This window comes from Bradyrhizobium sp. SZCCHNRI1029 (genome assembly GCF_032487555.1).
GTDB lineage: Bacteria > Pseudomonadota > Alphaproteobacteria > Rhizobiales > Xanthobacteraceae > Bradyrhizobium.
Map to the genome: position 1 here is coordinate 172,311 of NZ_JAUEUK010000005.1, position 21,378 is coordinate 193,688.

The following is a 21,378-nucleotide window of genomic DNA, read 5'->3' on the forward strand; positions in this document are numbered from 1 at the left end:
AGCCGTCCTCCTCGCCGACAGGTACACGCTCCATGAGACGCACGGCTATTCCGCAGCCATGATCTCATTGGGACTTCGGCTTCGTCAATTTCGGCGAGGCGGCCGAGATAAAGATCGACACCTTCAACTTCACCCATTACGGCCTTGTCTACGGCAGGGTGCTGAGCGTCTCGCAGGACGCCGGCGCCCTGGCCGAGACCGGCGTTAGGCGCCGCGAACAATCCGCAGATGTAAGCCTCACTAAAGTGCAGTTTGATTGACCATTATGCCATATTTGACCACCCGGCGATTGAGCGATGGGCTGGGGCGCGTGGTCGTGTCCCCGGTGGTGGTGTAGCTCGGTAGAGCAAAGCCGCTCGGACGCGCGCCTCCGATAGCGCCGTAGCGGGCGGGCGGCTTTGCGGTGGTCACCGGCAGTTCTCCGGTAGGATCGGGTTGCGACACGCCAACGCAACCGAGGAACCACCGATGACCGACGAAATGATGAACCTGCGCACGCTCGTGGATAAGACCCCCGAGCGCCTGGCCCAGCGCAACGGCTATCGCGACCGGACCTGGGAGACTCGTGCCGGCACGGTCGAGCTTCGCATCCCCAAGCTGCGCAAGGGCTCCTACTTCCCCGGCTTCCTGGAGCCGCGCCGGATGGCCGAGAAGGCGCTCACCGCCGTGGTTCAGGAAGCCTATGTGCAGGGCGTCTCGACCCGTTCGGTGGACGATCTGGTGCAGGCCATGGGCATGACCGGTATTTCGAAGAGCCAAGTGAGCCGGCTCTGCGCGGAGATCGACGACAAGGTGAAGGCGTTCCTCGCCCGTCGGATCGAAGGCGACTGGCCGTATCTGTGGATCGACGCCACCTACGTGAAGGTGCGTCAGAACGGGCGCATCGTGTCGGTCGCGGTGATTGTTGCGGTCGGCGTCAATAGCGATGGCCGACGCGAGGTGCTCGGGATGGACATCGGTCCCTTTGAAGCCGAGACGTTCTGGACCGCTTTCCTGCGCAAGCTCGCCCGCCGCGGCCTGCGCGGTGTCAAGCTGGTCGTGTCCGACGCCCATGAAGGTATCAAGGCCACCGTCGCCAAGGTGCTCAACGCCAGCTGGCAGCGGTGCTGCGTGCACTTCATGCGCAACGCGCTGGCGCATGCCGGCAAGAGCGGCCGGCGCGTGGTCTCCGCCTTCATCGCCACCGCCTTTGCCCAGGACGATGCCGGGGCTGCACAAGCGCAGTGGCGGAAGGTCGCCGATCAACTCCGCCCCAAACTGCCTAAGCTTGCTGCTTCCTCGACGAGGTCGAGACCGATGTGCTGGCCTATATGACGTTCCCACCGCAGCACCGGACCAAGCTGCACTCGACCAATCCGATCGAGCGCCTCAACGGCGAGATGAAGCGCCGGACCGAGGTTGTCGGCATCTTCCCCAATGAAGACGCCATCGTCCGCCTCATCAGCGCGATCCTGCTTGAGCAAAACGATGAATGGGCCGTCCAGCGCGCCCGCTACATGACACTGGAAACAATCGCGCCGTTGAGCGATGATCCCACCGTCAGCCTTCCGGCGATCGCCAGCTGACCTGCCCAGCTCTCCCCGGCGAACGCGCTGCCCCACCGCTAGCTACACCACGCAATGGGACACGATCCCGACGCGTCGATATTGCCGCCCGACAAAATCACCCCGACCTTCTTTCCGGCCAAGCGGGCGCGCTCTTGCAAAAGCCCGGCAAGCGGAGCGCCACCCGCGCCATCGGCAACGTTGTGCGTAACCGGAAAATAGGAACGCACCGCTTCGGCGAGGTCGTCCTCATACCAGCAACCCGATTGGACCAGCTAGCTAGGGCTGCTGCGATAATGGCACGCGACGATCAGAATGCTCGCCGGGGATATTGAGCAGGGCCGGGAGAGAATGCGCTGCGGACCGATGCGCAGGCGAGGCAAAAGCCAGCAGGCTGTCCAACCGCGTCACGGGACCAAGCCAGGACTGGCGCACCCGACACGATTCGAACGTGTGACCTTTGCCTTCGGAGCATTTTAAGTTGTGCTGCGCGAGAAAACGCCAGGACATCCAATGCTACGATATCCCTCTATAATCATTATCGAATCTGGAATGATCCTCCGCCGGCCGTATCCTGCGAAACGCTCCGGTTTTCCTCCGAGTGCTTACGTGGTGCTTACGCGGGAGACGGGCTTCGGAGGAGAGAAAATCCATGCCTAAGCTCAGTAAACGCGTTGTCGAAGGCGCCGCACCTCAAAGCACGGACTACGTCATCTGGGATGACGAACTGCCTGGCTTTGGCCTGCGCGTCTTCAAATCGGGCAAACGCAGTTACCTGATACAATACCGTTCAGCCGGCCGCTCTCGCCGCTATAGCATCGGTGTTCACGGTGTTTGGACGCCGGAGCTTGCCCGTAAGGAAGCCAAAATTCAGCTGGGGCGGGTGGCACAAGGTGACAACCCGGCCGAGGAGCGGCAGCTCGATCACAAGGCGGTCACGGTCAAGGAACTCTGCGAACTCTATCTCAAAGACTTTGAAGCGGGCCTTATTCTAGGCAAGGGCGGACGCCCGAAGAAGTCGACAACGTTGGTGACTGACACTGGGCGCATCAATCGCCACATCATTCCGTTGATTGGCACGCGTCGGGTCAAGGATCTCGTCAAAGCAGACGTCAACAAGGTCCTGAAGGACATCATGGCAGGGAAGACCCGTGCCAGCGTCAAGACCAAGAAGCTCCGTGGCAGAGCCAATGTCCGTGGCGGCGTCGGCACGGCAACGCGAACCGTCGGTCTCCTCGGAGGCATTCTCACTTATGCGGTCGAGGCCGGGATCATCGAGCACAATCCAGCCCACGGCATTCGCAAGCCGAAGGACAATGTCCGCAATCGTCGGCTCACGGAGGCCGAGTACCGGACGCTGGGCGAGATGCTGGAGGAAGCAGCAAAGGACGAAAAGTACGCCATAACGGTCGACATCATTCGCCAGATCGCGCTGACGGGCTGCCGTCGCGGTGAAATCATTGGCCTAAGGTGGTCCGAAGTGGATACCGAGTCGAGCTGTCTGCGTCTAGCGGACAGCAAGGAGGGTGCCTCAATTCGACCGATTGGGCTTCCTGTGGTGGAATTCATGGACGCCCGAAAGAGAAAGAAAATCGGTTCTTATGTTTTCCCGGGGTACGGCGACGATAACGCATTCGGCAGCTTTCCAAACCACTGGGAACAGTTGTTCAGCAAATCGTCGCTTCCAAACTTCACGCCTCACGTGCTGCGCCACAGTTTTGCTAGCATCGCGAACGATCTCGGCTTTACCGAGGTTACGATCGCAGCACTGGTTGGCCATTCGAAGGGTTCCGTCACCAGCAAGTACATCCATACACTCGACACCGCGCTCATCATGGCCGCCGATACAGTTTCGGGCTACATCAAAGGACTACTCGACGGGGTGAAATTCAAGCAAACGGTCTACGCGCTTGATCGGGACTCGCGTAAGGCCGCCTTGGCTCACTTTCTTAGGAAGGCAGTCGGTGGCGGTCCGACGGAAGCCGAAGATATGAGCTCACTTGCGGCTCAAGTCCAATGGACCGCGATGAGCAAAAAACCAGCGCAACCACTTCGAGTACCAATCTGAGGGACGGACGTACGAATCGGTCCGAGCGCGATAGAGCCTTGGCCCTGCGAGCCGTCTACGATCGGACGAAGGTGGATAGGCTCACTGATCGGGCGCCGATTCTTTCGGATCGGTCGCCGTCACCAGACGTCTGAAGCTAGCTAGGGTCGACGCTTCTGCGCTTGGCCCAGTACGACGGTCACGATCCAGGCGATCGCGATGCGCTAGAAAAATTTCTGATGACGAGGCCGAGATTTGCGCAATGGACCAGCCTTTCGATCAATCGAAGAAATTTCTACATAGCATGTTCATAAAGTGCGACCGACCCTGCTAGGAACATGGCTCGTTCCGTGATGTGTGCATGCAGTTCATCGCGATCAGTCCATGATCATGGAAGGCTGATAGGTCTTGTTGCCGCGTCTATCGAAATCGTACTCGTAAACCACGCAGGGCGAGATCGCTTGTTGCTGCTGGCCGAGGTAGAACAGCAATGCGTTCGGCGCAGCCGCAAATACGTGCGTTACGAGGTCGATGTCGTTGTCCTTCATGGCGCGTAGGTGATTGGCGACCGCTTCCGCAAGGGCCGCCGCGTGTCCGCCGCCGAGTACGACGCGCTGGCTCGGCCCGAGCGCGAAGACCACCAGGCGGCCAACGTTAGACAGCGACGCCTTGCAGTAGGCGCGAACGGCGGCTTCGGCGGACTGGGCGACGCTGATGGCGACGGCGATCTCCGGCCCGTCGCCCAGTACATGCTCCGCGACATCGAACACCGGCGCCCCGATTTCCGAGCCGTCGTCCGCCCGCCACACGCGGGAGCCGATCCTGCCTTTCTGCACCAGTTCGATGGAGACACCGGATTTGACGTCCAGCACCGCGCCGGCCACGAACGCGACCGAAGCGTGCGCGTCCAATATAAGACGCAGCATCGGGCTTTGCACGACCTTCGCGCGCAGGAAATCTTCGACCCGGGGGCGGACGTCGCGCTGCCATTCGAGGTCGTCGCGGAGATATCGCTGCTTGAAGGAACCGGTCAGCATCAGCGTATTCTCGGGAGTCGCGCCCACGATGTCAGATGCCGGGCCCAGGAACGAGCGGACAGCCACGGGCAGGTATGGATCCGCCGCGACCGCGATCTCGGCGAGGATCGACTCATCCTTGCACAGCTGCCTGAAGGTCTCGCGGGTGAACGAGTTAAGGCCGCGCTTTTTTAGCGCGCGGGCGAGTTCGTCAAGCCGGAAGTCGGAACTGGTCGGCAAGGTGGTCAGGACCCCGACCGTCTTGGCGCGCAAGACGATCGATTCTTTGAGTTCATCGAGCGAGCGATGTCCGTCGAAGATGCGGAAATTGGTGAGATTTTCGCGCAAGTCCTCGTTGTCGGAGAGACCGAGATGCTCGCGCCACAGCTTGCGGACCGCGCCCATTCTGCTGCCGTCGGTTTTGGTGCCGTCGAACAACCTCTCGACCAGTAGCGATCTGTCGTTGCCGGAGATCAGGTCGGCGAGCGGATCGCCGTCCTTAACGCGGTACGTGGTGATAAAAGAGAAGCAGGCGCCGGTGCCTGCGTTCTGCCGCGCCTCCTTAAGACGCTGGAGGATGGATGACGTTTTGGCGCCGATGAACTCGGGCTCGACGAGGTCGGCATAACCGAAGCGGCCACCGTACTCGACGTGCCACTTCACCTGATGATAGTCCGCCGTGACGCGCTCCGGCCCGGATCGCACTACCGCGGGATCGTAGCGGACCACGACGTCGTCGAAGGCTTTCGGACCGTCGGCTTCGAATGACACCTCCACGATGCACGACGCGCCGTCGTCGAGCAGGTTGAGCGCGTTCTCCCAGAACACGCGGGCCTGATAGTTGTCGCCGTGCCATCTCGGTATCACCGCGTCAGCCACGTTCCGCTCCCGTCAGGTTGCACATCGGCGCCTCACGAAATCGGAAACTTCTGGCCGAACAACACGCGCCACGCCTTTAGCGAGTCGCCCTGGCGGCCCTTGCGGGCGAGATCGATTGCGTAGGCCGCCTCCTGCTCGGCCGCGCGCAGCAGGCCCTGCGCACGCTGCTTGCGCGCCTGATCCATGCTGTCGCTGATCGGCGGCCCCAATCCCGCCGGATCCGGCCAGGTATCGAAGATCCGATCGCCGAGCGTCGCGAAGAAGCCCTGGATCTCACGGTCGAAACTGCCGCCGAAGCCTCCGTAAAGCACCTCCAGCGCCATGACCTCGATGAGGAACGACGGCTTGATCGGCTTCTCGCCATGCTTCGAATTGTTGTTCCAGTACTTGACCATTCGCACGAGACCCTTCCACTCGCTGGAATAGGCCTGGTGCGCGGCCGTCGCTTTTTCGGCGTGCTTCTTGGGATTGGTCTTGATCCATTCGTCAAGATCCTTGTCCGGAATCTCGTAGTCGTCGCCCGCGACGAAGGCTGGCACCGCGTCCACGCTCATGATCCGGTAATCGGTGTTGTCGTCGGAATCGACGTGCACGCCGAAGTCGATGTTGATCGATCGCCCCTGCTTCTTGACCGCGTTGGCGCCGTACTTCCCGACCAGGGCGTCGTGGAAGTGGTCCAACACCACCGAAGGCGTCTTGGACTGGTAATCGTGCTTATTCGGATTCAGCACAAAGAAGATGTCGACGTCTTTGAGCGGCTTCGTCTTGGTCCACCGCGCGTAGGAGCCGGTGAGGAAGTCGTTGACGATCGAGAACTTGGTGTCGAGGTATGCGCGCACTTCCTTCTCGCGCGATCGGGCGTTGTCCTCCTCGCGCTGGTTCAGCTCGAGCTCGCTCTTGAACTTGCGGAAGGCTTCGTTCGTGGTCAGCATCAGGGTCTCCGAAGATAGGACGTGCTGCCGCTGAGGGTGCCGTGGCCGATGGTCGTGCCGAGGCTCTGGCGGACCATGCCGTCGGTAGAGCGCGCTGCTCCCGTGCCCCAGCCCTCGATCTCGCGGTGTCCTGGCTTCAGTTTGAGACGCAGGTCGTACTTCGCCTCGCTTGGCGCCAGACCCGCCTTGCGGATCGCGTATTTCAGCTGCTCGGTGTCCGTCCAGAAGCTTCCGTCGCCACCGGTCCAGCCGTATGAGATCTCGATTCTCCACTGGAACAGAAGCACGCCAGTGCGCGGGTCATAAATGTCGAGCTTGACGAGCTCGAGCTCCTGCGACCTGAGCCAGCCGTCAATCCCGCGCATGTGCAGAGCCCAGTCGTTGACGAACTCGGCCGGATCGAGACCGCTGAGACGGATAATGTCTTTCATGCTCTTGAGGATGTTCTCGGCCACATAGGTGACCGAGTGCGTGTGGGAGTAGACGTTGACAGCGACGGCGGTCATTCGAGCAGCCCTTTCAAGTCGGGGACTAGCGAAAGCTGGGCCGACGCCTCGGTTGCCTCGTCGGCCGCGGTCGCTGCGTCGAGTTCGCGCGCGGTGACCCTATCGCCGTGCTTCTTCAGCGCCCGCTTCACCCAATCAAGTTCGTCGGCGTCGCACGGCAGCGACACGGCCCAGTCGCCCTTCAACGGATCGTAGCCGAGCGCGGCCTCGTTGGCGTCGGAGCCGACCGCATCGTCGTCGAACAGGCAGTAGATGCGCGTGCGGGGGCCGTCACAGGTGGCCACGATGGCGTGGTCTTTCGGCGAGCGGTCGGAGATGACACTGGCAGCGATGCCGGCGACGGCCGTTAGATCCTTGCGGGCTGGATGCGACGCGCCGGGCGCCAGCACGTCCACGATCGCGTTCCAGGTCGAAAGCGCGTCGCGGGCGGGCGTGGCGGCGAAGGTGCGACGATGGACGGTGCTCATGATCAGCGCTCCGTTGCCAAGCGTGCCGCTCTGGCGGCCTTGGCCGCGGCAAGGAGCTGGGCGAGGGTGACCTTCTCCGGATGAGCCGCCGTCTGCGGATCGCTCGCCAGCGCGCTCGCGACCATTTTGCGGATGGCGCGGCCGTCGAGCCCGACGCAGGCGGCGGCGCATTCGGCGAAGCCGTGCGCAGTAACGAGCCTGGCGACGGCGGGATAGGTCGTGCCGATCCCGGTCAGGCAGTCGGTGAGGATCCGCGCGCAGGCCTCCTTGTCGGGCAGCGGGATCTCGACGATGAGGTCGCAACGCGAGGTGAACGCGCCGTCCAACGCACGCGGGAAGTTGCTGGTCGCGACGAACAGGAGATTCGGATACCGCTCAGCGAGCGCGTCGAGCTGGACCAGCACGGCGTCTGTGGCGCGGTGCACGTCGACGGGATTGGCGTCCATGCTCAGCTTGACGCGGTCCACAGCGAGCGTCTCGACTTCGTCGAGCAGGACCACCACCGGTCCTTCAGCGGCGGCTTCGGCGATGGCCTGGCCGAACAGCTCAGTGACCGCGCGCTGGCTTTTGCCGAGGGAAGAACTCGCAAGCTGATGCGGTTCGACCTCGATCAGGCGAAACTTGCCGCCGGGAAATACCTTGGCGACGCGGTGCGCCAGGCCGCGGGCCAGCGACGTCTTGCCTGTCCCGGGGGACCCCACGAGCAGAATGACGCCGTGTAGGGGCAAGACGTTGCGCGAGACACTTTTGCGAACCGTGAAGTTCAGGATGGCTTGGGCTGTCAGCTTGTCCTTGATTTCTGCGTCAAGAACGATCGAGTCCCAAAGGAGGCCAAGCGGGTCGTTTGGTAGGGGAAGTATCTTCTGGATACCCTTAGGCAATTCGATTTCCTTGGGAGTTGCTTTGAGAGGCGCCGTCATGTGCGCCTCCGGCCTTGGCTGCAAATTGCCATGTGTTCCCTCTTGTTTGACGTCGCCATCTCTTGACGGGCTAGTCCGTAATGGGGACACTAACTACATCGGAATAATTTCTATGTCTATATAGTTTTTATTCCCTTTTGGCGAAAGGTATTATGATGGCGGATAACACTGCCCCGCTGAGCTGGGGTGTAGAACGGCGGCTTGAGTTCATCGAGTTCCGGTTGTTCTGGGAAGGCGGGGTCAACCGATCGGACATTATTGAAATGTTCGATGTTTCCGTTCCGCAGGCATCCAAGGATTTGACGCTCTACCAAGACCGTGCGCCTCACAACGCGCTCTACGACAAAAGCGCCAAGCGTTACGTTGCAAGTCCCCAGTTCTCGCCGATCTTTCTGAGGCCTGACCCAGACAATTATCTGTCGCGCCTGCGCGCGATCGCTGAGGGGCTCACTGAGCCCGGGCAATCATGGATTGCCAGCCTCCCGCAGATGGATATTGCGCTCACGCCCCGCCGCGATGTCAACGTGATGGTTTTGAAGTCAGTAATAGGTGCGATACGAGACCGACGCTCGATCGAAGTATATTATCAATCGATGAACCCCGAGCGCGCGGACGCAATGTGGCGCCGGATAACGCCTCATGCATTCGGCTATGACGGACTTCGCTGGCACGCTCGGGCGTTTTGCCATCTGACTGAGACATACAAGGATTTCTTGTTACCGCGCATGATGGATGCGCGGAGTCTTGGCGACCCCAAAGGAATCGATTCGGGCGACGATCTGTGGAATGACACGTTCTCTGTAGAGATCGGACCACATCCAGCATTGACCGCTGGGCAGCAAGCGGTTGTCGCCAAAGACTACGGTATGACGGATGGACGTGTGATCTTTAAGGTTCGCTACGCAATGCTGTTTTACGTCTTTAAGCGCCTCGGGCTATTGGGCGATGCTGCGAAATCCAGTCCGAGAACGCAGCACATCGTCGTCCTCAACCGCGAAGCGGCAGAAGCAGCATTGATTCGGGCCGACCTACAACTTTAACAAAGGCAGCCGGATTCCCTTCCCGAGCACGGGTCTCGATTGGAAACTCGTCTCTAAGTTGCTAAAGAGCAGGTTGCATATTCGGGGCAACAAATTGAGCAACAACCAAAGCGTCAGCAATCTCCTGAAACCCACTATTGAAGTTCCCCTTCTGGCGACCGCGAGCTGGGTAGCGACTAACATTGGAAATATTCAACCATCGGATATCCGCCACATTTCGCAAGAATGCCGGGGCGTGATCGCCGACTGGCCTGAAGGAAAGCTCGACCAGGCCAAGTTCGTCGAGCAGGTACATCGTACTTTGGGCGTCCCTGGAGGAATTCGCTTCCTCAACAAGGTACAAAAAAAGAGAAAACTGTTTGAGCCTGTTTTCGAGAGAGCCTTCGGTGTTTTACGCCAAGCCAACCGTTTGACGGAACTCAAAGCCCGGGCATCGCAGGCGGGCGCAGAGGATGAGGACATCAGCGTCTTCATCGCTCAGATATTGCTTTCGAAAAACGAGTCGGACCTCCTCAAGGATTTCACGTTGGCCGCAGTGCTGCGTGGTAAACTAAGCCGAAAGGCAATTACCTGGGGCGACGATACACAGGTCTGGCGGGATTTGTTGCGTTTTGCTGCTGACTATGAGCGTCAACCCTTGATCGCATCGGCAAATGACGCCGTTGAAGACCGTGAAACCACTAAGGCAGACGTTGTCGACGTCATTCAGGAGAAAACCGTCTCCAACATGTGCACTATCGAAGACGTTAAGTCCCATTGGTTTCAAGAGTTATCATGGTTCGCGAACATAACGGGCGCGGAGGAGCCCAATATTGCATTCGCGGCCGAGCTTTCGGAGCGAGCAAACGCCCTTCTTGTCCGCGCGCAACAGCACAGTGAGCTTGAGACGAGTCCGACACTTATTGTGAAGTTGGCGCTCAGCGCGCTACTCGATGCAGTGCCGGAGCCGGAGGCTTCGGAAGGCGCGTTCGACAAGAAGCTACTCAACGCATTACTCAAGCTATCGGCCGAGCGTCGGTATTCCGAGGCGCAGGCGGCCGAGATCGCATCAACTGCGGCAGATCTTAGCGCTCTCGCTGCCGAATGGAAGCAGCAGCGACAAGACTATGAAGCGGCAGTGCGAGAGTACCTTGCCGCTGCCGTGACGCGTCGCGCCGACTTGGATGGTCCGATGCGCGATGGCCAGAGCCGTTTGGTAGAAATCGCAAATCGCAGTTCCGCGCTTGCGAAGACGCTAGATGCGCTCGTCGATAACCAAGCCGGATCGGGTTCATCATTCGCAGCCCAATCCGAGGTGGTGAGAACCATCGACGCTCCAATCGACGATTCCGAGAACGCCGAGCCGGATCTCAATTCTGAGGTCACGGAGATGGAGGAGCAGGCTGCAGCTCCCTCGCCCGAAGATCAATCTGAACTGCATCGGTCCGATGCAATCCCCGAGGTCGTAGTTCAGGGATTAAATGCTCTCAACGAGCTGAGTGCGAGAGGGCGCCATGCACTAGCGAGTCATTTGGCCGAAGCGTTGAAAGAACTCTATCCAAGCTCCATTGACGACATAACTCTCGATTTGCGCAGACTGCTTGCGCTGACGACCGCGACACAAGAGGTCGTCGACGTGCCGCCTGAGCCGATAATTAACTGCTGCATCGCTCTTGCCGCTTATACGCTCGACGTACACTGGCATGCCGGTTCGACAGAGCGGGCCACACTACTGCTTCTGTTGTCGGGCCTTCTCTTCCCGGCGCTATTCATGCCTGCGTCGACAGCGCGAAATGTCATCCAGCGACATGTTCGCGGAAGATTCGGATCTGCGGCGCCGTTACATCGACTCGTCGAGCATCTGTCGGAGGCAGATCGCTACGGCGCCGCATTAGTCCCCGAGAGCCTATCCAAGGCGGACCAGCAAGAGTTTTGGAAAAAACGCCTGACGACGCTGCAGAAAACAGCCGCAGACTGGAAAGATAATGAAGATATCTACCATGGATTCGGAAACTTTAGACCTGCCGAAATTGCGTGGGCCGCTCTCATAGACCCCAATCGAGGATTCATTGGCAAAGCCATGCGCGCCTTCGCTACAACAGGGGAGGCTGCTTTAGAGCAGCTTCGACTCGCGACAGGCATTCTACGCCAAAACGACATCGACAGCCTCATCGAACAAAGCGGGGCCAGCAAGATCGCGCATAGGCTCGAAGGGCGCGCGCGAAACAATCTCGTCCACAATGTGTCGGCATCAGCTTCGTTTCTAGAAAGATGCTTGCGACATCTGCAAAGGGCGCCAGCTAAGTCGAATGGTAACACGGGTTCCGGGGTGGATAGGTTCACCGGAATGCTTCGCGAGCACTTACGTCAGGCTCTAAGCTTTCTTGAACTGCACCACGCCGAAACGGAATCGGAACGAACTGCTTTGATTGTCGCCCAGGGCTCCCTGGGGCAGCTCGTAAAGATGTTCGACGGATATCATCCGCCAGCATTAGACATACCATTGGACAGATGGTTAGGACGCGAATTGCTATTGATCCCAAGCCTCCGCTTCTCTGGTGGTTGGGATCCCGATCCGAGTGACAAGCAGGCGTTAGTCGACGGTGCTATCAAATTGGCGGAGCGAAAAGCGGAGCCTCTGTTCGAGCAGTACGAGCGGGCATTTCAGGAGCATATGGTCGCCGGTGCGCACATTCCGACCGGACGGATCATCAACGAGCTTGAGACACTCGGTATCTCAAGAGCTGATCTGTCGCTCATGCACACGAGACGCGATGAGGAGGTGCGCGATCTCCGCGCCGAAGTGGGAAGACTGCAAGCGAGCACGCGAGATCAGATCAACATGGCCATTGCACTCAACGTCATTAATGACGTCGAGAAGAGAGCACTCGAAACGCGAGTTCGCGGAATTCGGGTCAATCGTTTGCCGATCATGGACTTAAAGTCGGATGACATCCTAGATCAGCAGAAAGGACGTGGGACCATTGCGGCGGACTTCCCTGCGGCCAAAGACATTCTCGTCGGGGTGGAGCAGCAGTTGGACGAGAAGTTCGAGAGCGTACGCTCCCAACTTAAAAACACCGTTGAAAGGATGGCATCTGAGGGGCTTGCCAAGCCCGTCGCAGTTGATCGGATTAATAAGCTGCTCGAGATGAAGGACATCGTCACCGCAAATGAATATTTGCGGCTACTGCGCGATGGAGAAGATCTGCCAAGAGACTCGCGCGCGAATACTGTGCTGTTTGACTACATGAACAGCTTCCTGCCAAACCTGGAACGTGCATTCAGCTCGAACCGGAATAAAGTTATTGAGACTGCGTTGTCAGTGTTGAAGCGAGAGGCAGATCCGGTACCAGGGTTGTTCGAGTGTGGTTCTATGACGGCCGCCCAACGCGAAGACGCCAGCCGAATGCTCGAGGCATGGAGCGATCTCCGGACGTCGAGCGACGTCGCATCCGCGATCCAGCGGCTATTCGTGGGCGGCCTGAGCTTCGACGTCAAGCAGGTGGACGACCTGAGAGGGGCTGGCAGATCCTTCCGTTATTACCTTTCCTCCGCGCGTCTACTAGTCCCGGATGGATTTCTTATTCCGCTCTTTGGATCCGAAGCCGATGGCAACTACCTCGTCGAAGTACTGAGGGGGCAGATCAAGACGATCGAGCTGTTCCAGCATATGCAGGGAGATGCGGCCAAGCAGCGCGCGACCTTCCATCTTTATACTAGCATTCTAGGTCATGCTGACCGAGTAGAGCTCGCGCACCGTGCGCACAACCACGGTTATCTGAGCATCGCCGTGGACGACGCTTTGATTGCCTATCTCGCCTTCATTCAGGGGAGCCGGCTGGAGGCATTCTTCAACATCGCTAGCGCATTCATCCGCTACAATCCATACAACGAGATCACGCCACTGCCTCCTGAAATGTTTTACGGACGCGCAGAACAAAGACGCGAAATCCTCGCTCGCCGCGGAGGCAGTCTCGTTTTCGGTGGCCGACGGCTAGGAAAGTCCTCCCTTTTGCGGGACGTCGAACGCAAAGAGCACAAGCCAAACGAGGACGTCTTTGTGAAATGCATTGACATCAACGACATCGGGCAGACGGATGAATACGCTTCGCGGTTTTGGCAAAGACTAGCATCCGAGCTTCGAGAAGCTGGGGTAGGCATCCAACCTAGCAGCGTATCGGATGATGAAGTCGTTGACGACATACGGAAGTTCCTATCGAGCAAAAGCTCTCGACAAATCATTCTGATGCTTGACGAGGCTGATGTCTTTCTGCTTGCTGAAGAAGAGAAAAAGTACCGAAACGTAGTACGGCTCAGACAGCTTCTTGAAGGAACAGAGGGTCGCTTCAAGGTTGTTATGGCCGGTCTTCACAATGTTCAACGGACCGCCACAACTCCTAATCAGAGTCTCGGTCATTTAGGGACACCGATATGCATAGGCCCCTTCGTAGATAAGGATAGAAATGAAGGCTTGAAGCTCGTGACCGAACCGCTAGCTGCATTAGGGTTCGAGTTCCAATCATCTATGTTGCCACTTCGGATCCTTTCGCAGACGAATTACTATCCGGCTTTGGTCCAGCTGTATTGTCGAGAATTGTTGAATCATTTGCTTAGAACGAACAAGCAAGATCGCGGTGGGCCGCCGTTTGTGATCGTTGGTGACGATTTGGATGCTGCCTACAAAAACCAAACGCTTAGTGAGGAAATAAACAAGCGCTTTAGGCTCAGTCTCGATCTCGATGATCGATACAAGCTGATCACTCTAGTTATCACAAATGCGGCGATAGAGCAGAGCAGCTTCGGCGCTGTCGCGCCTCCGATGAAGCCTGACGAGGTTGGCAGGCTTTGTTTGGGATGGGCGCCTAAGCTCTTTGAGAACCGTACCCCCGGAGCATTTCTCGCTCTTCTAGAAGAGCTTGTTGGTCTTGGCGTGCTGTCCCAACAGGGCAGAGAGGGCTTCGTGCTGAGATCTCCGAACCTCGTCACGATGCTCGGCTCTAAAGAGTCAATCAGCGAGGAGTTGCTCCAGTTTGAGAGCCGCGAGCCGCTTAGTCGGGATCGGAGTACGCAGAGGCGCGTCCTCGATATTGCTCGCGGTGTGCCGTCGCCATTCACTCCGGCCCAAGAATACCGGCTCATGGAGGCGGAGTCGTCTCGTGTCTCGATCGTACTTGCGAGCCATGCAACAGGAATTGAAAGCATAGAGCGCGCGCTTCGTTCGATCCGTCCAGATAGCTCAGTCGAGGCCATGCGCGTCCGAAGTGTCGACGAGTTATTGCGAAAGGCCGCGGGGCGAAACCGCTCGTCTTTCGCCGAACCTCGCGTAGCTGTCGTGCCTAGCAACCTCGCTTGGGATATGTCGTGGGTTCGCCGAGCAAACGCTTCCGCCGACGAGCTTCGCGAACGAAATGTGCGCATCGTGTTCGTCGGCGCTGCGCCGCATGCTCGTATTTTGGCCGAGCAGCCTAGTCTCGGCAATGAGGTAAACTTGGAATCGGTAGAGCTGTGGTCGGAGGGCACGTTTCGCTCTTATCTTTCCGAGCGAGAGAGGCGCGATTGCGATGTTCCCGGGATTCGCGGTCAATTGCTTGAGATTGCCGGCTATTCTGGAGAAGGGGTCTATCGTCTGGTGAATCTGCTGCAGGACCGGGCCGAAAACATTGATATTGCAGCCGCGGAGTTTGAGAAAGATATTTGGCGCCGAGCAGGGGTATTGAGCAGCTTTGGCGTCTCGCCGGATCTCGAGCCGATTTTTTCGTCAATCGCGGGATGGTCGCCGATCGAGGATAACGATTTGAAAGTGATAGTTGACGAAGAATTTGCGGGTCACGCGCCGATGTCGCTGGAAGGCTTGATCCGCTACGGCAGCTGGATGGGTTCATTGTTCCAAATCGGATCCAAGATATTCATTAATCCGTTGGTCAAGAATCACCTGAAACCTCATGCAGAATGAGCTAGGACGGATATGGTGGTCCCTCCCGGGCCCACATAGTTTCATTTCCGAAGTCGTAGATTGCCTCGAGGAAGGTCGTTCGGTCATTCTAGCCCTCCCATCGACGATGCCGGCTGGTTTGCATGAACACTTGATCGCAAATGTCGACCTGCGAGGGATCTTGGAATGGAAGACGGTTGATATTTCTGGCGCAGGTCGGGTTGCGCAAATCATGGCCAATGAACTTATTCCGCTGGCGCGGCGGCCACCTAGGGCGTTCGCGAACGACATCGCTCTGGACCAAGGACTTCAGGCCACGGTTGTGCAACTAACTGGCATCGAACGGAAGGAGAGGTTTAAGGAGTTCGTAGCGTTTCTCGCTGAATTTTTCAGCTCCATTCGAAGAGCGGCTCGCTCAAGGCACGCGACGCCTCGCTTGGTCTTCGACTTGCCGCATGCGTTGTTGAGGAATTCGCAGATCGGAGCAGATGCCGAAACAGTCCATCTCTTCGAGTGGGCTGGCAGGGTGCGTCCTTCCGACATGCAGCTCTATGTATCTACACGTATGCAGGGAAAGAACGGACCCGGTCCGACTAATCTTTTCGAGCGAATCGTGGTCGAGTTCGCTGGATGGGATCCGATCGTCGCCGACATGTTGTCTGACTGGTCTCCTACCGATCTTTTAGACCCGCTTCCTGGTCTCCAGAAGCTCGCAATGAACAGTGCTTTGCGAGGGCTGTCCTGGCAAGCGGGTACCCAAGACATGTTCGGCGCGCGTATGGTCTCACACATTCTATATCACGTCATGAATGACGATCGTGAGGAGGTCACACGTAGGCTGTGGCGTGCCCACATTGCCGAGATATTTCCCTGGCTCGAAGAAATACGAACGTATCTCATTGACGGCTTTCGGGAGGACATTAAACTGCCTCACGAACTTGAGAGTGGTCAAATAATCCATGACCCGAATCTACTTGAAATTGGACAGCTCTATTGGAATTTGAGATACGTAGCTAAAATGCCGGAGCGGAAACTGAACCTCGTTAAGCTGTGCAGGTTGGCGCGCAATGATTTAGCTCATCGTCGGCCTGTCGAAACGGCGAGGCTGCGTGAGCTGGAACGCGAGTGGAATAGGGCGACGGCGTGTTCGCCCCAATCGTGATTTTCTTGAGATCATTGCGGCTACGTACTCGCTGCGCGATAACAAGGTGACTTCGATTGCAGGGGGCGCTTTCTGGCCACATCTGGGGACGTGTTCGTTCAGACGTTGATTTCTGTCGGCTCGATCAGATTCTTTGGGCCCAGTCCCGGAGGGGGGCCGTTCGATAGGGCCGCAGCGCCGATTACAAGATCCCAGACGTCGTCGTACTGCTGCCGTGGTGAGCCAGCCGTATCGATTGCGCCGCCTGATATGGCGCGCCAAGCAGCTGCGCCTTGCCACTATTCCCGCGCTGTCCAGCGACGATCCGGATCTCCGGGATCTAGTCGGATTGAAATGGTGCCCTCGGCTAGCTAAGATCCTGCTCTCGCCGAGAGTTTCGTAGCTGCTGCAATGCAAGATTGCTTGGGGTGGAGCGCATGGCCTCGAAGGTCTTTCTCGATCCGACTATCGTGGCCGTTGCGACTGACCTTTGGATACCCTTGCACTGGCCGCGCTGCAGTAACTCGAGCTGAGCCCTTACTTGAAAAACCCCTCGGCAAGCGTCCGTTCTACTCGTCACCGGATTTCGTCGAAATCGCGTCCGGACGCCACGACACGGGATCGGCAATCCATTGGTTGACGTCGGACTCATGCCAGCCGCTCCCATTGACGCTGATCTTGAGCTGAGCCGGGAACGTGCCCTCGCGGATTTTGCGGTAGATGGTGGACCGGGACAACCCGGTTCTTGCGAGGACGGATTTCATGCGGATGATACGGTCTGGTTTGCGCATGGCCGTGCTGCCCCTTCCTGGTTGTTTCTGATGCTTCTGAGATCAGACAGGCCAAGCAGTTGGAGGCAGACAAGAGGATCCTCGTGCGGTGTCGGTTGTGGCGTAGAGCCGGCGGCAAACAGGATGGGTCAAATTGCAATGCCACGGCCTCTGCCGAGATCGATGCCATGGGCGAGAGCCAGTTGCTGGCCGAGCCGTCGGCCTGACTCGAACGCGATGCCAAGGTCGTTCTTACGGCTGGCGAGGATGGATTCCAGCTGTGGATCACGTTCGAGGCTTCTCACCATGTCGCCCATTGCAGAGCGGGTCGCCTTGTAGCCGGACATGTCGCCGACCTGATATTGACGCCGGCTAGCTTGGTCGAGTTTCTGCCAGCGCTCCACGAAGCGGTCAGCGCGGCGGCTTGGATTGGTGCGCAGCCCGGTCTCGAGCTGGAGTGCGCGCACGGCGCGCCCGACCTGGCCGCCGGCGGCCTCACGGGCCAGCTCGGGGTTCTGCTTGTAGGCTGACTCGGCGTCATGTGAGCCATAGGGTCGCACCTGCTCGAAGGCCTGCCGAGCCTTCTGCAGCTCTTTAACCTGCGCAGGTGTGGCCGCGCCGCCCATCCCCTGCGCTGTGACGATGGCGTCGACTGCGCGGGCATGTCGGACGAGTGCCTGAGTGCGCAAGCGACGCAATTCCTCGCCAGGCTCTTCGGCTACCTGTCTTTCCAGCGCTTCAATGTCGCGCCAGTCGGCTCCCGTCCGCCTCGCGTCCCTTTCCGGCGATGCCTGCTCCGGCTTGCGTCCGCCATCCAGCCGGAGGGGATCTGCAGGCGGGCGCAGGCCGTCGAATATCTCGCGCAGCTTCTGCGGTACGATCTTGCGCACTATGTCGACCGAGCGCTCGCGGAACGCGATCCCGCGCCGTTCGGCATAGCTCTGGACCGGATCGGCCAAGTCGTAATCCGAGGCCATATCCTTGGCGCGGTCGCGCGACAGGGCGCGGGTGAGCCGGTCCGCATTGGCAAAATCGTCGCGACCATAATGCAGCTCGAGCCCGTCGCGATGCCGTGACAGGGCGACATAGCTGCTATGGGCGTCCATACCCGGCGTTGCGAGCACATGGACGCGGTCGACCGTCATGCCCTGGGCCTTGTGGATCGTGGCGGCATAGCCATGGTCAATCCGGTTGTAATCCTTGAGGTCGAAACGCACGGATCGGCCATCGTCGGTCTGCACGGTCATAGATTGCGCGCTGACCTGCTCGATGGTCCCGAGCGTGCCATTCTTCACGCCAAGCCCGCGCTCGTTCTGCAGGAACATCACCCGATCCCCGCTGGCAAAGTTTCTCGCGCCGCGCTCGACCGTTACACGTACCTCGTCGTCAAGATCGCCCGCAGCCCGCATCCGCTCGCGCGCTGCTTCGTTCAGCGCCCGCACCTCGTCATTGGTGTGGGCGAGGATGATCCGGCTCCGTTCCGGTGAGGACTGCCGATCGCGGTCCCAGCGCTCGATCAGATCGTCGCGTGCCTGCTCGCGGGTCTGGGCCTCGTGCAACATCCCGTGGGCGCGGTATGCTCCAAGCGCTTGTCCCACTTTGCCGGTTGCCAAATCGCGTGTGGCGTCCCGCTGCCAGTCCTCCCATTGACGGCGGACGTCGCCGATCTTTGCGCTGCCGTGACGCTCACTGATTGACCGGAACGCCGCACCCGCTTCGATCGCCTGCAGCTGTTGCGGATCGCCGACGAGGACCACCTTGGCTCCAGCCTCGGCAGCATGGGACAGCACGCGCTCGAGCTGCCGCGTGCCGACCATGCCCGCCTCGTCGATGACAAGCACATCGCTGGATTGGAGCAGATCACGGCCTTGTCCCCAGCCATGCTCCAGGCTGGCGATCGTGCGCGACGCAATGCCCGATCCGCCTTCGAGGTTTTCTGCGGCAATGCCGGACAGCGCAATGCCCCGGACCTCGAAGCCAGCTGCTTCCCACGCCTGCCGCGCTACCCCCAGCATCGCACTCTTTCCCGTTCCGGCATGGCCAACCACAACGCTGAGATCACGTCCGCTTGTGATTTGTGCCAGCGCCTCTGCCTGCTCACCCGAAAGCACCAGGCCGCGCGCTTCCGCTCGCGCCAGAGCGGCTCGGCGGTTCACGTCGCGAACCTGATGGCGCCCTCGTTCGGCCATCCGTTCAGCAGCCCGGTACAGGCGCTGTTCGGCCTCGATCATTCCGCGGGTGGTGAACCGATCCTGGCCGCGGCCGTCCTTGCCGAGTTCGACCAGATCGGGCGCCTCCTGCATCGCGCCCATCACCTGGTTGAACTGGTTGAGCCCGTCACTATGCCGGTGCGCGAACTTGGCGAGGTCGCGGTGCGTAAAGGTCGATTGCTGCTGCGTGATGGCATCCAGCCCGAGGGAAGGAGCTGCGACAATCCGCGCGCCATTGTTCCGCGCGATCTCGCGGTGCATCTCGGCCCGGTCGGCCTCACCGCCTTCGCCTGCGATGCCCCGAACCTCGATCCGCTTGGCTGGCGCGCCGATCTGGCTTTGCGGCTCCAGTGATATGCCCTGGTCTTCCAGACTCCGATGGTCGATCCGCGCGTCGATGTCCAACTCGGCCAGCCGTTCATTGGCGAACTCGGCCCAGCGCCTTCGCCAGCGCTCGACCATCTCCGTGCGATTCCAGTCCCGTACCTTTTGGCCAAAGCCGTTCTCGTCCACCGCGCGCATGGTCAACATCACGTGGGCATGGGGTTTGGTTAGACCGTCCTCGGCCCTGTCCCAATGCACATTGAGATCGGCGACCATGCCGAGACCCACGAACTCGCCCCGAACGAAGTCTTGAGCCAGCTCGATCCCCTGCGCCTCACTTAGCTCGCGCGGAAGGGCAAACTCGACCTCGCGGGCTAGCTGCGCGTCCTTCCGGACTTCGTGCGCTTCGACGTCATTCCAAAGCCGTTCGCGGTCTCCCCACGCCCCCGGCGCATTCTCCGGCAGCATCACCTCGGAATGGACGACGCCGCGCTTCCCGGAAAAATCCTGCTCGCGGCCGAGCCGCTCGTCACGCAGCCGCGAGCCTGAGCGGTAGGCCGCTGATGCCACCGCGCTGCTCCCGGCCTTCCGGCCAATGACCTTGACGTGAAGATGATAGATCGCCATCGCGATCCAATCACTGGCACAGCGAAGCGCACGTCGGAACGACGTATAAGCGCGCACTCCCTCGAAAAAATCCCGGGAGGGACTACCCCATCCCAGACCGTCCTGACGACCTTACAGCATTGCGCAGGTAGCCCAGCTATCATCTTTCCATCGACGCTCATGGAGACGAAGATGCGCAAACCGAGGGACTTTGATGCGGACCTGAAGGCACTCGAAGACAAGGCGCGCGAGCTCAAAACCCGCAAGGTGCGGCAGCTCGGTGAACTGGTTATCGCGACTGGAGCCGATGCGCTTAGCGCGGATGAACTGGCGGGCGCGCTGATCGTGCTGGCTGAGACAAAAGAGGCCGGAAAGAGGGAGGCATGGGCCAAGCGAGGGGCCGCGTTCTTTCAAAGCAGGGCGCGGCGACATGCGCCGGCAACTGACGGCGATACCGACGGCCCTCTTGCGCGACCGGGCGGCGCGCAACCGGCTTCAGGCCGCAAGGGCGCGGTATGACATGCGCAAGTGGCAGGTCGAGCGACGCAAGCGCACGCGACATCTCATCGAACTCGGTGGCCTCGTCGTGAAAGCTGGGATTGTGGACCTGACTGGCGACGACCGCGCCATGATCTATGGTGCACTACTCTGGATGGCCGAGAAGCTCCAAAGCGATCAGAGCGAACAGGCGCGAGCGCTGTGGGTGGCAAAGGGGAAGCAAGCGTTCGAGACGGATTCGGCGACGCACAGCAGAACTGATCAAACTGGTCCGGCGGTTCGTCGTTAACATGTTACACAGGATCTTAATGGAGAGACGGCCTGCCCGTGGCGACCTTCGAGTATGCAGGCAAGGGAAGCGAGCAATGGAATTCATTCCGCTTATTGACGCAGTAGACCGCAGCTCTTGGTCCTTCAGAACCGACGCAGCGGCTGAAGTCCCGCTTGCCGATGCCCGAGGAGTTTCCAACCTGTCAACCGGCGTTCAAATTTGCACGCCGGATAACAGACAGGGATGGAATCACAGCTCCGCCCGGCACGCATCAGTGCCGTTACGTTCGAGCG

Annotated in this window: 13 protein-coding genes and 1 pseudogene; 7 read left to right on the forward strand and 7 right to left on the reverse strand. The window is 59.4% G+C overall.

Annotated features, from left to right (window positions below):
• Positions 1-468: 468 nt before the first annotated feature.
• Both QW861_RS15865 and QW861_RS15870 read left to right on the forward strand, forming a co-directional pair.
• A pseudogene (locus QW861_RS15865) lies at positions 469-1,565 on the forward strand (IS256 family transposase).
• 631 nt (positions 1,566-2,196) lie between these two features.
• On the forward strand, positions 2,197-3,612 hold the full coding sequence (locus QW861_RS15870; protein ID WP_316193243.1) for a tyrosine-type recombinase/integrase: 1,416 nt from the start codon (positions 2,197-2,199) through the stop codon (positions 3,610-3,612).
• A 356-nt stretch (positions 3,613-3,968) separates the two neighbouring features.
• On the opposite strand, the gene QW861_RS15875 is transcribed toward QW861_RS15870, so the two are convergent.
• The 5 genes from QW861_RS15875 to QW861_RS15895 are packed head-to-tail and all read right to left on the reverse strand — an operon-like array spanning position 3,969 to position 8,311.
• On the reverse strand, positions 3,969-5,486 hold the full coding sequence (locus QW861_RS15875; RefSeq protein ID WP_316193244.1) for an SAVED domain-containing protein: 1,518 nt from the start codon (positions 5,484-5,486) through the stop codon (positions 3,969-3,971).
• A 32-nt stretch (positions 5,487-5,518) separates the two neighbouring features.
• A complete protein-coding gene (locus QW861_RS15880) occupies positions 5,519-6,418 on the reverse strand; it encodes a CBASS oligonucleotide cyclase (protein WP_316193245.1) in 900 nt (299 codons plus the stop codon).
• On the reverse strand, positions 6,418-6,924 hold the full coding sequence (locus QW861_RS15885) for an HORMA domain containing protein (RefSeq protein ID WP_316193246.1): 507 nt from the start codon (positions 6,922-6,924) through the stop codon (positions 6,418-6,420). Before QW861_RS15885 ends, QW861_RS15880 begins: the two co-directional genes overlap by 1 nt.
• Positions 6,921-7,391, reverse strand: a complete 471-nt coding sequence (locus QW861_RS15890) for a hypothetical protein (protein ID WP_316193247.1) — start codon at positions 7,389-7,391, stop codon at positions 6,921-6,923. The genes QW861_RS15885 and QW861_RS15890 overlap by 4 nt, the downstream gene beginning before the upstream one ends.
• 2 nt (positions 7,392-7,393) lie before the next feature.
• Positions 7,394-8,311, reverse strand: coding sequence for an AAA family ATPase (locus QW861_RS15895; protein ID WP_316193248.1), 918 nt, complete (start codon positions 8,309-8,311; stop codon positions 7,394-7,396).
• Positions 8,312-8,466: 155 nt separating this feature from the next.
• Here QW861_RS15895 and QW861_RS15900 point away from each other — a divergent pair, with 155 nt between their 5' ends.
• The 3 genes from QW861_RS15900 (at position 8,467) to QW861_RS15910 (ending at position 16,427) form a co-directional block, all read left to right on the forward strand.
• A complete protein-coding gene (locus tag QW861_RS15900; protein WP_410052273.1) occupies positions 8,467-9,351 on the forward strand; it encodes a WYL domain-containing protein in 885 nt (294 codons plus the stop codon).
• Positions 9,352-9,445: 94 nt separating this feature from the next.
• Positions 9,446-15,286 carry a hypothetical protein gene (locus QW861_RS15905; protein ID WP_316193250.1) on the forward strand — a complete coding sequence of 1,947 codons (5,841 nt, stop codon included), beginning with the start codon at positions 9,446-9,448 and terminating at the stop codon, positions 15,284-15,286.
• Between the two features lie 160 nt (positions 15,287-15,446).
• A complete protein-coding gene (locus QW861_RS15910) occupies positions 15,447-16,427 on the forward strand; it encodes a hypothetical protein (RefSeq protein WP_316193251.1) in 981 nt (326 codons plus the stop codon).
• 548 nt (positions 16,428-16,975) lie between these two features.
• Here QW861_RS15910 and QW861_RS15915 read toward each other — a convergent pair.
• Positions 16,976-17,197, reverse strand: a complete 222-nt coding sequence (locus tag QW861_RS15915) for an AlpA family transcriptional regulator (protein ID WP_316193252.1) — start codon at positions 17,195-17,197, stop codon at positions 16,976-16,978.
• Between the two features lie 128 nt (positions 17,198-17,325).
• Positions 17,326-20,337: a Ti-type conjugative transfer relaxase TraA gene (gene traA / locus QW861_RS15920; protein WP_316193253.1), complete on the reverse strand. Its 3,012-nt coding sequence runs from the start codon at positions 20,335-20,337 to the stop codon at positions 17,326-17,328.
• Between the two features lie 171 nt (positions 20,338-20,508).
• Here traA and QW861_RS15925 point away from each other — a divergent pair, with 171 nt between their 5' ends.
• Positions 20,509-20,835 carry a conjugal transfer protein TraD gene (locus QW861_RS15925; RefSeq protein ID WP_316193254.1) on the forward strand — a complete coding sequence of 109 codons (327 nt, stop codon included), beginning with the start codon at positions 20,509-20,511 and terminating at the stop codon, positions 20,833-20,835.
• A gap of 1 nt (position 20,836) precedes the next feature.
• Entirely contained in the window at positions 20,837-21,103 is a 267-nt protein-coding gene (locus QW861_RS15930) for a conjugal transfer protein TraD (RefSeq protein ID WP_316193255.1), read from the forward strand.
• The last annotated feature ends 275 nt before the right edge of the window (positions 21,104-21,378 follow it).